This is a genomic window from Enterobacter sp. JMULE2 (assembly GCF_013337145.1).
GTDB lineage: Bacteria > Pseudomonadota > Gammaproteobacteria > Enterobacterales > Enterobacteriaceae > Enterobacter > Enterobacter mori.
Map to the genome: position 1 here is coordinate 400,241 of NZ_SGWD01000017.1, position 11,839 is coordinate 412,079.

General features: G+C 56.9%; 9 protein-coding genes. 2 read left to right on the plus strand and 7 right to left on the minus strand.

Going from position 1 to position 11,839, the window contains the following annotated elements; genetic code table 11:
• Positions 1-160: 160 nt before the first annotated feature.
• On the plus strand, positions 161-2,092 hold the full coding sequence (locus EXW94_RS24195) for a methyl-accepting chemotaxis protein (protein WP_174341215.1): 1,932 nt from the start codon (positions 161-163) through the stop codon (positions 2,090-2,092).
• On the opposite strand, the gene EXW94_RS24200 is transcribed toward EXW94_RS24195, so the two are convergent.
• Positions 2,089-3,711 (minus strand): isovaleryl-CoA dehydrogenase, encoded by a 1,623-nt coding sequence (locus tag EXW94_RS24200; RefSeq protein ID WP_126816397.1) that lies wholly within the window; start codon positions 3,709-3,711, stop codon positions 2,089-2,091. The genes EXW94_RS24195 and EXW94_RS24200 overlap by 4 nt on opposite strands.
• Before the next feature lie 193 nt (positions 3,712-3,904).
• On the opposite strand from EXW94_RS24200, the gene EXW94_RS24205 reads away from it, so the two are divergent.
• Positions 3,905-5,179, plus strand: coding sequence for an MFS transporter (locus tag EXW94_RS24205; RefSeq protein ID WP_120159574.1), 1,275 nt, complete (start codon positions 3,905-3,907; stop codon positions 5,177-5,179).
• Between the two features lie 82 nt (positions 5,180-5,261).
• On the opposite strand, the gene rlmB is transcribed toward EXW94_RS24205, so the two are convergent.
• The 6 genes from rlmB to hflC all read right to left on the minus strand — a co-directional run bounded on the left by rlmB (position 5,262) and on the right by hflC (position 11,838).
• Positions 5,262-5,993, minus strand: a complete 732-nt coding sequence (gene rlmB / locus EXW94_RS24210) for a 23S rRNA (guanosine(2251)-2'-O)-methyltransferase RlmB (protein WP_058840431.1) — start codon at positions 5,991-5,993, stop codon at positions 5,262-5,264.
• A gap of 66 nt (positions 5,994-6,059) precedes the next feature.
• Complete coding sequence (rnr, locus tag EXW94_RS24215) at positions 6,060-8,504, minus strand: ribonuclease R (RefSeq protein ID WP_042713434.1); 2,445 nt, start codon at positions 8,502-8,504, stop codon at positions 6,060-6,062.
• A 38-nt stretch (positions 8,505-8,542) separates the two neighbouring features.
• Entirely contained in the window at positions 8,543-8,968 is a 426-nt protein-coding gene (gene nsrR, locus EXW94_RS24220) for a nitric oxide-sensing transcriptional repressor NsrR (protein WP_010427492.1), read from the minus strand.
• A 193-nt stretch (positions 8,969-9,161) separates the two neighbouring features.
• The gene (locus tag EXW94_RS24225) at positions 9,162-10,460 is read right to left on the minus strand and encodes an adenylosuccinate synthase (RefSeq protein ID WP_042713442.1); all 1,299 of its coding nucleotides are present in this window, start codon (positions 10,458-10,460) and stop codon (positions 9,162-9,164) included.
• Positions 10,461-10,564: 104 nt separating this feature from the next.
• Positions 10,565-10,762 carry a DUF2065 domain-containing protein gene (locus tag EXW94_RS24230; RefSeq protein WP_010427497.1) on the minus strand — a complete coding sequence of 66 codons (198 nt, stop codon included), beginning with the start codon at positions 10,760-10,762 and terminating at the stop codon, positions 10,565-10,567.
• Positions 10,763-10,833: 71 nt separating this feature from the next.
• On the minus strand, positions 10,834-11,838 hold the full coding sequence (gene hflC, locus EXW94_RS24235; RefSeq protein WP_174341216.1) for a protease modulator HflC: 1,005 nt from the start codon (positions 11,836-11,838) through the stop codon (positions 10,834-10,836).
• Position 11,839 lies beyond the last annotated feature (1 nt).

Genomic DNA, 11,839 nt, shown 5'->3' on the forward strand with positions numbered 1-11,839 from the left:
TAAAAGCCACTTAATTTTAGTGGCTTTTCGTTTTTGCAAATCTTTTATCTTTTTCAAAACCATCCAAAAACAAACAAATAACATTTTGTTACATTAATAGCATAAATGTTATCGCTGCTCTGCCGTTGAACAGGCATACCTTTTCAATGATGAGCAATTTATGATCAATTCTTTCCGCCGTGCGGGTCTGGGCACTAAGCTATCGCTACTGACCGGTATGAGTGTCGCCATTCTGTTTCTGCTTTTCACTTTTCTGCTCAGCCATAAAGCCAACCAGCAGCTTGAAGATCTTGCCGTCGAAGATTTGCATAACCAGTCCACCGGCATGGTCGATATGGTGCAAATGTTTAATACCAGTCTGAGCGAAGAGGTCGAAAGCTATACCCGACTGTTCACCACTTTCCTGCCTCAGCCATTTACGGTCGATACGAGTCAGACCCGCACCATTAGCGGGATCAATGTGCCTTTGCTGAAAGGCGGTGAATCTGAACTGCATGAAAACAATGCTTTTTCTGACGACTTTCTGAATCGTATGGGCGCAATCTCCACGCTGTTCGTTCGCAGCGGTAACGACTTTATTCGCGTTGCCACCTCTCTGCGCAAGGAGAATGGCGACCGGGCGATGGGAACCCTTCTGGATACCACCAGCCCGGCATTTGCGGCCGTCACCAGGGGCGAAGTTTACCGTGGCCTGGCGCTGCTGTTTGGCAAACGCTACATCACCCAGTACCAGCCCGTTAAAAATGCCGAAGGACAGGTCATTGCGATCATCTTTGTTGGGGTAGATATCACACACTCCTGGAACGTTATGCGAGAGAAAATCCTCAACCGTCGGCTGGGTGAGAGCGGGCACTTCTATGTGCTGGATCGCAGCCACGGCAAAACGCGCGGGCAGTTCCTGTTCCACGGCAGTGAAGAGGGGCAACTGCCGAAGTGGGACAGCGCCACCCAACAGCAGCTGCTGAGCGATGCCTCCGGCACGCTGGAGCGCGTAAGCGACGACGGCCGCACGCTGAAAATGGCCTATACGCCGCTGCCGGGCTGGAACTGGACCATCGTGGGTGAAGTGGATAAATCGGTCCTTCTCGCAAGCGTCAACGCCATGCGTGACCGGTTCTTGCTGGCGGGCGTGGTGATTTCCGTGCTCTTCGCGGGCCTGTTTGTGATGCTCATTCGCCGGATGCTGACCCGCCCGCTGCGTAACGTGATCGAGCTGGCCCGCCAGTATGCCGCAGGCGATCTGCGCGCCAGCCTGCCCGTAACGCGTCAGGATGAGGTCGGCCAGCTGGTTGATGCCATCAACGGTATTGGCGATGGGCTGCAAAAAATTGTCCTGCAGGTGCGTGAGGCCGCGGGCGAGATCCATTTGGGCACCAATGCGCTGGCTTCCGACACCGGAGAAATCTCGGAGCAGATCAACAAGCAGGCCAGCAGCGTGGAAGAGACTTCCGCCAGCATGGAGCAGCTGGCCGCCACCGTGCAGCAAAATGCCGCCAACATGGAGCAAACGCAGCAGCTGGTGGGTGAAACCTCGCTCGCGGTTCATCAGGGCGGTGAGACAGTCACCCACGCGGTGTCGACTATGGATGATATCCGCGATGCCTCTAAACGCATTGAGGACATTACCCGCGTGATTGAGTCCATCGCGTTCCAGACTAACATTCTGGCGCTGAATGCGGCGGTCGAAGCGGCTCGCGCGGGCGAACATGGCAAAGGCTTCGCCGTGGTGGCGCAGGAGGTTCGCGCCCTGGCTGCACGCAGTGCCAACGCGGTGAAGGAGATTGAACACCTGATTGGCGATACGCTGAGCAAGGTAAGCGAAGGCCACGCGCTGTCAGAAAAGACGCGTCTGGCTATGGACGCCATCATTGTTCATATCGATAACATCAGCCAGCTGGTTACCGAGATCAACCACGCTTCCCGCGAACAATCCGCGGGGATTGGGCAGGTGAATCTTGCCATGACGCACATTGGCGAAGCGTCGCACATCAACGCCGACCGCGTCTCGCGCAGCGAGCAGACCGCGCACACGCTGCGCGAGAAAGGCTCACACCTCACCCAACTGGTCAGCCTGTTCCAGCTAAAAGGCTAACCGACTCTGCCCGTGGCGCGCAGCAGAAGGTCATTTTGCACCTGCTCGCTCATTAGCGTTCCGCCACGGGTATCCAGCATCATGCGGCACCACGCCTGCGCCACGGGCGGTGAAGCGTGTCGCAGCATCTGGCTTCCGGCACCCAGTAAAAAGAGCTGTTGAGCAATCTCCCGGCCCTGTGCCTCCTGCGGCTTACGCAGTTTTTGCTGCAGCTGGCGCCAGCTGCGGTCGAAGTGTCTGTCCTGCCCTTTTACCTGCGCAAACTCGTCTGCAAGCAGATCGTGGATCCCCGGCTGCTTCGCCAGCACGCGCAGCACGTCCAGGCACATGATATTGCCCGATCCTTCCCAGATGCTGTTGACCGGCATTTCACGGTACAGACGGGGAAGTTCGCTCTCTTCGCAATATCCGATCCCCCCCAGCACCTCCATCGCCTCCGCGACAAATGGGATGCCCGCTTTACACACGCTAAATTTCGCAGCCGGGGTAAACAGCCGCGCCCAGGCGGCCTCTTGCGGATCGGCACGCTTGTCCCACGCGCGGGCCAGGCGGAACAGCAGCGCCGTGTGCCCCTCCATCACCAGTGCCATCCGGCTTAACACCTCACGCATTATCGGCTGGTCGATAAGATTTTTACCGAAGGTTTGCCGCTGATGGGCATGATAAAGCGCCACCGACAGCGCCCGACGCATCAGTCCGTGGCTGCCCAGCGCGCAGTCGAAGCGCGTCAGACCGCCCATTTTGAGTATCTGCCGTACCCCTTCACCTTCTTCCCCCAACAACCAGCCGGAGGCATCGAGGAATTCCGCCTCGCTGCTGGCGTTGGAGCGGTTCCCGAGCTTGTCCTTGAGGCGTTCCAGGCGGACGGCGTTGCGTTGTCCGTCGGGCAAAAAGCGCGGCACAAAAAAGCAGGATAGCCCGCCCTTAGCCTGGGCCAGCACCAGATGTGCATCGCTTTGCGGCACGGAGAAAAACCATTTATGCCCCACCAGCCGGTAGCTGCCGTCGCTGCATTTTTCCGCTTTGGTGGTATTGCTGAGCACGTCTGAGCCGCCCTGCTTTTCCGTCATCCCCATACCGATCAGCAGACCGCGCTTTTGCGCGCCGGGGGCCAGATGCGGATCGTAGCGATCGCTGAGCAGCGGCGTGAGCCAGTCATGAAATATTTTGGGGAGCGCCTGCTGCAGCAGCGGCGTGGCGGCGAACGTCATGGTGACCGGGCAAAGCGTGCCCGCCTCAACCTGAGCATGAAGCACAAAGCGCGCGGCGCGAGCGACAAACGACCCTTTACGCGCCTCCTCTTCCCACGCCAGGTTATGCACGCGGTTGGCGCAAAGCCCCTGCATCAGCAGATGCCATGCCGGATGAAAACGCACGTCGTCCAGCCGCTCGCCCGTGGCGTCATAGCGTAACAGCTCGGGCGGGTTGACGTTTGCCAGCCTGCCAAGCTCCAGCGACTCCGCGGTACCTAATTGCTGCCCGATACTGGCGAGCAACTCAATATCCCACTCGGCGCCTTCACGCGTAACCGCATCGCGCAGGGCGCAGTCTGAGAGAAAAAGGTTGCTGTTGGAAAGCGGTGCCGGTTGATTGAAAACGGTGTGGGTCTGCCAGTGCATGCTGTCTCCCTCCTTCAGTGGCAATGACGATAAGTATGGACAGACCGCGCGCACGCTGCATGGGAGGGGAATCACACGTTCACGATCCCGCTGATATCATTCGTGAAATAGCTCACATAACATAAGAATAAACTATTTCATCACTTCGCTTTTGTTGAATAATTTATTCTTACCCCTTTCAGTGAGGATCGTTATGCAACGGGACGCGCACAAGCGTGCATTAATTGCAGGCTCCATTGGCAACTTTATCGAGTGGTATGAGTTTGCGGTCTACGGTTTTCTGGCGACCGTTATTGCGAAAAACTTCTTCCAGCTTGAAGGAGAAGCGGGGCTTACCAGCCTGATCCTCACCTACGCCTCGTTTGCCATCGCCTTCTTCTTCCGCCCGCTGGGTGCGGTGGTGTTTGGCCGCATCGGCGACCGGATTGGCCGTAAACCGACGCTAATCATTGTGCTGGTGCTGATGACGCTCGCTACCGCCGCCATCGGCATTGTGCCGGTCTACGCCAGCATCGGGATTGCCGCCCCGCTCATTATTACGCTGCTTCGCATCCTGCAGGGGCTGTTCGCGGGGGGCGAGTACGGCGGTGCGGTCTCGCTGATGACGGAGTTCGCCCCGCGCGGCAAGCGTGGACTCTATGGCGCGTGGCAGTCCTTTACCGTGGCACTGGGGCTGTTAGCGGGCGCAGGCATCGTGGCGCTGCTCTCCGCCCTCCTCACGCCGGAAGCCCTCCACGACTGGGGCTGGCGCATTCCGTTCTTCCTGGCGCTGCCTATGGGCGTCGTTGCGCTGTGGCTTCGAGTCAGCATGGAAGAAACGCCCAGCTTTGTGCAGCAGCAGGATAAACCGGCTGTCGCTCAGGCGGATACTGCCGCCACGCTCCGGGCCATCGTGATGGGGATTGGGCGGGTGATGGTCTGGTCTGCTGCGGGGTATACCTACCTGGTGATTATGCCGACCTATCTGCAGTCGGCGCTGCACACCGGGTTTAACCAGGCGCTGCTGATAGCGGTGATTTCCAATATTGGGTTTGCGCTGACGATTATTCCGTCGGGGATCCTGAGCGACCGGATCGGGCGCCGCACGGTGATGATTATCGCCACCGCGCTTTTGCTGATCCTCGCCCTGCCGCTGCTGAAAATCCTGCAGGCGGAGTCGAGTACGCTGGCGGTGAAGGCTGTTGTGGTGTTGATTGCGGGCGGTCTGGTCGGGATGCTGGCAGGACCAGGCCCGGCAATGCTATCTGAGATGTTCCCGACGCGCGTGCGCTATACGGGGCTGGGGCTGGCCTACTCTTTGTCGAACGCGATTTTCTCGGGATGTGCAGGGTTAATCATTACCGGGCTGATTAAGCAGACGGGCAACCTGGATATTCCGGCGTATTACGTGATGGCGACGGCAGTGGTGAGTATCTTTGCCCTGATGACGCTGAGAAAGGATGACCATTTGCGGTCGCTGGAGGAGTGAGGTTGTTTTGCCGGGTGGCGGCTTCGCCTTACCCGGCCTACAAAACCGTAGGCCCGGTAAGCGAAGCGCCACCGGGCGAAAATCAGCTACGCTGACGCACCGCTTCAAACAGGCAGATACCCGTCGCAACGGACACGTTCAGGGACGACACGCTGCCCGCCATCGGGATGCTGATAAGCTCGTCACAGTGCTCGCGCGTCAGACGACGCATACCTTCGCCTTCCGCCCCCATCACCAGCGCCAGACGGCCGGTCATTTTGCTCTGGTACAGAGTATGGTCCGCTTCACCGGCAGTACCGACGATCCAGATGTTCTCTTCCTGCAGCAGACGCATGGTGCGCGCCAGGTTAGTCACGCGGATCAGCGGAACGTTTTCCGCCGCGCCGCAGGCCACTTTCTTCGCCGTCGCGTTCAGCTGCGCGGAGCGATCTTTCGGCACAATCACCGCATGTACGCCCGCCGCATCGGCGCTACGCAGGCAGGCACCGAGGTTGTGCGGATCGGTAACGCCATCGAGGATCAGGAAGAACGGGTTATCCAGTTCGGCAATCAGATCCGGCAGATCGTTTTCCTGATACTGACGGCCCGGCTTCACGCGGGCAATAATGCCCTGGTGTACCGCCCCTTCACTTTTCTCATCCAGGAACTGACGGTTTGCCAGCTGGATCACCACGCCCTGCGCTTCCAGCGCGTGGATCAGCGGCATCAGACGCTTATCTTCACGCCCTTTCAGAATAAAGACTTCCTGAAAACGCTCCGGTGCGCGCTCGAGAAGGGCCTGCACCGCGTGGATGCCGTAAATCATTTCACTCATTGATGGTTCTCGTAATAAGTATTTCCCCTCCCCCCGTAGGGGAGAGGGTCAGGGTGAGGGGAGAATTTACTCCGCCTGCTTTTTCTTGGCCGCACGCTTCGCTTTGGTCGCGGCAGCTATTTTCTGCGTTTTAGCGGACGGTTTTTTCGCTGAGCGAGCTTCTTTCTTCGCCGCCTTCGGCTTCTGTTTCTTCTCGCCGCGGAACGCGCTGTCCGGCTCGAAGTTTACCTTCTTGCCCGCCTGACGACGTTTACCGCCGCCCGGTTTACCGTTACCGCCTTTTTTCGCTTTCTCACGCTCGGTTTTGCCGACGTTACGCGGCGCGCGCTCGCTGGAGATCAGGCTGAAGTCGATTTTACGGTCGTCCATATTCACGGCTTCGACCTTCACTTCCACACGGTCGCCCAGACGGTAAGTCTGGCCGCCAGACTCGCCAATCAGGCGTTGTCCGACCTGATCAAAGCGGTAGTAGTCGTTATCCAGGCTGGAGACGTGCACCAGACCGTCAATAAACAGCTCGTCCAGACGAACGAAGAAACCAAAGCCGGTCACGCTGGCAATCACGCCTTTGAAAACGTTGCCTACCTGATCCAGCATAAAGTCACACTTCAGCCAGTCCGCCACGTCACGTGTTGCTTCATCGGCACGACGTTCGGCCATGGAGCAGTGCTGGCCCAGCTGCAGCATCTCTTCCATCGAATAGTGGTAGCCGCCAGTTTCGGTGGTGTTCCCTTTGTGGCCCTGCTCCTGCGCCAGCAGATACTTGATCGCACGGTGCAGGGAAAGGTCAGGATAACGACGGATCGGCGACGTGAAGTGGGCGTAAGACTGCAGCGCCAGACCGAAGTGGCCACGGTTTTCCGGATCGTAGATCGCCTGCTTCATGGAGCGCAGCAGCATGGTCTGCAGCATTTCTGCATCAGGACGATCGCCGATGGATTCCAGCAGCTCGGCGTAATCGCGCGGCTCTGGCTTGTTGCCACCCGGCAGCTCCAGGCCCAGTTCAGCCAGCACAGAACGGAATGAGGTAATGGCTTCCGTGGTCGGCTTATCGTGAATACGGAACAGCGCTGGCTCTTTGGCTTTCTCAACGAAACGTGCCGCCGAGATGTTCGCCAGAATCATACACTCTTCGATCAGCTTGTGGGCGTCGTTACGCTGGGTCTGCTCAATACGCTCAATGCGGCGTTCGGCGTTGAAGATGAATTTCGCTTCTTCGCTCTCAAACGAGATCCCGCCGCGCTCTTCGCGCGCCTGTTCCAGCGTTTTGTAGAGGTTATGCAGCTCTTCGATGTGTTTGACCAGCGGCGCGTACTGCTCGCGCAGATCCTGGTCGCCCTGCAGCATATGCCAGACCTTAGTATAGGTCAGACGCGCGTGCGAGCTCATCACCGCTTCGTAGAATTTGAAGCCGGTTAAGCGCCCTTTGGTCGAGATGGTCATCTCGCAGACCATGCAAAGACGGTCAACCTGCGGGTTCAGGGAGCACAGACCGTTAGAGAGCACTTCCGGCAGCATCGGCACAACCTGAGACGGGAAGTAGACTGACGTACCGCGGCTGCGCGCTTCGTTATCCAGCGGCGTATGCGGACGGACATAATAGCTTACGTCAGCGATAGCAACCCACAGACGCCAGCCGCCACCGCGTTTTTTCTCACAGTAAACGGCGTCATCAAAGTCGCGGGCGTCTTCGCCATCAATAGTGACCAGCGGCAGGGAGCGCAGATCCACGCGGCCCACCTTAGACTCTTCCGGCACTTCTTCGCGCAGGCTTTCGATCTGATCTTCAACCGCTTTCGGCCAGACGTAAGGGATCTCATGGGTACGCAGCGCCATATCAACGGCCATCGTGGTGCCCATGTTATCGCCCAACACTTCGACGATTTTACCTACGGCTTTGGTGCGACGGGTTGGGCGCTGGGTGAGTTCTACCACCACCACAAAGCCCATGCGTGCGCCCATTACCTCTTCAGGTGGGATCAGAATGTCGAAGCTCAGGCGGCTGTCGTCCGGTACCACAAAGCCCACGCCCGCGTCGGTAAAGTAGCGGCCAACAATCTGGCTGGTTTTTGGCACCAGCACACGCACCACGCGCGCTTCGCGGCGGCCTTTACGGTCCGCGCCCAGCGGTTGCGCCAGGATCTGATCGCCGTGGATACACATCTTCATCTGCTCAGATGAGAGGTACAGATCGTCTTTGCGGCCTTCCACGCGCAGGAAGCCGAAGCCATCGCGGTGACCAATGACGGTCCCTTTCAGCAGATCGAGGCGTTCTGGCAGCGCGTAGCACTGGCGGCGGGTAAAGACCAGTTGCCCGTCACGCTCCATCGCGCGCAGGCGGCGGCGAAGGGCTTCAATTTGCTCTTCACCTTCAATGTTTAATTCAACGGCAAGTTCTTCACGATTGGCGGGTTTTTCGCGTTTTGTTAAGTGTTCAATGATGAACTCGCGGCTAGGGATAGGATTCGCGTATTTTTCGGCTTCGCGTTCCTGGAAAGGATCATGTGACATGTCGGTTCCTCCGTTGTCAGCTCCGGTGGAAATTTTCTTCATTCCACCAGCAATAATTTATAAAGCGGTTGATTCTCTTCAACCAAATCGGCCAGCGTGTAGTTATCCAGCTCCATGAGAAAACTTTGCACGGCCTTAGAAAGCGCCTGTTTCAGGCGGCAAGCGGGGGTAATGTGGCAGAACTCGCTGCTGCAGTTCACCAGAGACAACGGCTCCAGTTCACGTACCACATCCCCAACGCGAATACTCTGTGCCGGTTTACCGAGACGGATCCCACCATTCTTCCCGCGGACGGCAGCAACGTATCCGGCACGGCTAAGTTGATTGATTATTTTGACCATATGATTACGGGATACACCATAGACCTCTGTTACCTCAGAGATGCTGGTCATCTTTCCATCGGGTAACGACGCCATGTAAATCAGGGCGCGTAAGCCGTAATCGGTGAAACTCGTTAACTGCACATCAACCTCAGGGAAAAAGGGAAAACGCGGTGAAACCGCAGAGATATTCATTAATGATGATAAACCAGCCAGATAGTTAGGGGCTAATTTATTTGACAGACGGGGCGAAAAAGCGGAGATCCAGGAGCGGTCGCCGGATGGCGCTACGCTTATCCGCGCTACGGGTCTCCCCGCAGGCCAGCAGTCACGAAGATTATGCGTCGAACGGGTCGCGCAGGATCATCGTTTCAGTACGATCCGGGCCGGTAGAAATAATATCGATCGGCACTTCGGTCAGTTCTTCAATGCGCTTGATGTAATCCAGCGCCGCCTGCGGCAGGCCGCTACGCTCTTTCACACCGAAAGTGGTCTCAGACCAGCCCGGCATGGTTTCGTAGATTGGCTCGATGCCTTCCCAGTCGTCAGCAGCCAGCGGAGTGGTGGTCACTTCGCGGCCATCTGGCATACGGTAGCCAACGCAGATTTTCACTTCTTTCAGGCCGTCCAGTACGTCCAGCTTGGTCAGGCAGAAGCCAGACAGGGAGTTGATCTGCACTGCACGACGCACTGCGACCGCATCCAGCCAGCCGGTACGACGACGACGACCGGTGGTCGCGCCAAACTCGTTACCCTGCTTGCACAGGAACTCGCCAGTTTCATCAAACAGCTCGGTCGGGAATGGACCGGCACCCACGCGAGTGGAGTACGCTTTGATGATACCCAGAACGTAATCCACATAGCGTGGACCCAGGCCAGAGCCGGTTGCCACGCCACCCGCGGTGGTGTTAGAGGAGGTTACGTACGGATAGGTACCGTGGTCGATGTCCAGCAGCGTACCCTGCGCACCTTCGAACATGACGAAATCGCCACGCTTGCGCGCCTGGTCCAGCAGATCGGACACATCCACAACCATACCGGTCAGAATGTCAGCCACCGCCATGACGTCATCCAGCACTTTCTGGTAGTCAACAGCGTCAGCTTTGTAGAAATTCACCAGCTGGAAGTTGTGATATTCCATCACTTCTTTCAGTTTTTCAGCGAAGGTCGCTTTGTCGAAGAGATCGCCCACGCGCAGACCGCGACGTGCAACTTTATCTTCGTAAGCCGGGCCGATACCACGACCGGTGGTACCGATCGCTTTCGCGCCACGCGCTTTTTCACGCGCAACGTCCAGCGCCACATGATAATCCAGGATCAGCGGGCAGGCTTCAGAGAGCAGCAGACGCTCACGAACAGGGATACCACGGTCTTCCAGACCTTTCATCTCTTTCATCAGCGCAGCAGGAGACAGCACAACGCCGTTACCGATGATGCTGGTGACGTTTTCGCGAAGAATGCCTGATGGAATAAGATGGAGGACGGTTTTTTCACCGTTGATTACGAGAGTATGGCCTGCGTTGTGACCGCCCTGGTAGCGTACAACATATTTAGCCCGTTCAGTCAGAAGATCAACAATCTTCCCTTTACCTTCGTCACCCCATTGGGTGCCCAGTACGACGACGTTGTTACCCATTTTTTTCAAAATCACCGTTTGCTTAAAAATGGATTCTACCATCGCTTTTTCAGATATACAGCACTTTTTGACCTCAAAATACGCCGATTGCGCCTACTTTTTGATCAGCCAATCGTTTTCTTCAACATGTAGTAGATAACGATACCCGCAACCACAAGACCGCCGCCAAAACGACGCAAAATATTATCCGGCAGTTGGCTCATCGTCGCGATCATTCGACGCCAGGCGCGCGGATAAAGCATCGGTCCAAGACCTTCAAGCACCAAAACCAGGGCCAGCGCGAGCCAGATCGTTGAATTCATTTTTAGTCCTTATAAAAGAAAACCACCGCTCCGTTGAGAGCGGTGGTTTGAATACTCAAACGGACCTGAGTTTATCGCGTTGCGTTAGTCGGCGTCTTCATATAACGGAAGAAATCGCTGTCCGGGCTGAGCACCATCACATCCTGGTTGCTCTGGAAGCTATTCTCGTAAGCACGCAGGCTACGGATAAAGGCATAGAAGTCTGGATCCTGACTGAAGGCATCAGCAAACAGCTTCGCCGCTTCGGCATCGCCTTCACCGCGCAGGATACGACCCTGACGTTCAGACTCTGCGAGCGTCTTGGTCACTTCGTAGTCCGCAGCGGCACGCAGCTTCTCAGCCTCTTCCTGACCCTGTGAACGGTGACGACGGGCTACCGCTTCACGCTCGGCGCGCATACGGTTGTAGATCGCCTCGGACACTTCCGCTGGCAGGTTGATTTGCTTGATACGCACGTCAACGACTTCGATACCCAGCGCGGCCATACTGTTCGGGTTGATCACCGGCACTTTACCGTTGGTTTCAGCCTGAACGCGTTCAGCGGCTTTAGCAATCGCGTCATCCGCTGCTGGCGTTTCCACTTCGTCTTCCGTGCCCGCTGTACCGGAGTTCAGCGCATCACGTACTTCCAGCGTCAGACGGCCGCGGGAGTCGGTCACGATGTCTTTCACATCCAGACGACCGATCTCAGAACGCAGACGGTCAGAGAACTTACGTTTCAGCAGCACTTCTGCCTGAGAAACATCGCCACCGCCCGTTGCCAGGAAGTAACGGCTGAAGTCGCTGATACGCCATTTGATATAGGAATCAACGATCAGGTCTTTCTTCTCTTTGGTCACGAAACGGTCGGCCTGGTTATCCATGGTCTGGATACGCGCATCAAGCGTTTTCACTGACTGAACGAAAGGCACCTTGAAGTGCAGACCCGGTTCGTAAATCACCGGGCGTTTGTCACCATCACGCACGACGCTGCTGAACTGGAATTTGATCCCACGCTCGCCTTCTTTCACCACAAAGATCGAGGTATACAGCACGACCAGTACGATGACGATGATCGCAATAACTGACTTACGCATC

Excerpts from the sequence above, each read along its gene's own strand:
- EXW94_RS24195 (WP_174341215.1), top strand. The coding sequence starts at position 161 with ATGATCAATTCTTTCCGCCGTGCGGGTCTGGGCACTAAGCTATCGCTA.
- EXW94_RS24200 (WP_126816397.1), bottom strand. The coding sequence starts at position 3,711 with ATGCACTGGCAGACCCACACCGTTTTCAATCAACCGGCACCGCTTTCC.
- EXW94_RS24205 (WP_120159574.1), top strand. The coding sequence starts at position 3,905 with ATGCAACGGGACGCGCACAAGCGTGCATTAATTGCAGGCTCCATTGGC.
- rlmB (WP_058840431.1), bottom strand. The coding sequence starts at position 5,993 with ATGAGTGAAATGATTTACGGCATCCACGCGGTGCAGGCCCTTCTCGAG.
- rnr (WP_042713434.1), bottom strand. The coding sequence starts at position 8,504 with ATGTCACATGATCCTTTCCAGGAACGCGAAGCCGAAAAATACGCGAAT.
- EXW94_RS24225 (WP_042713442.1), bottom strand. The coding sequence starts at position 10,460 with ATGGGTAACAACGTCGTCGTACTGGGCACCCAATGGGGTGACGAAGGT.
- EXW94_RS24230 (WP_010427497.1), bottom strand. The coding sequence starts at position 10,762 with ATGAATTCAACGATCTGGCTCGCGCTGGCCCTGGTTTTGGTGCTTGAA.
- hflC (WP_174341216.1), bottom strand. The coding sequence starts at position 11,838 with ATGCGTAAGTCAGTTATTGCGATCATCGTCATCGTACTGGTCGTGCTG.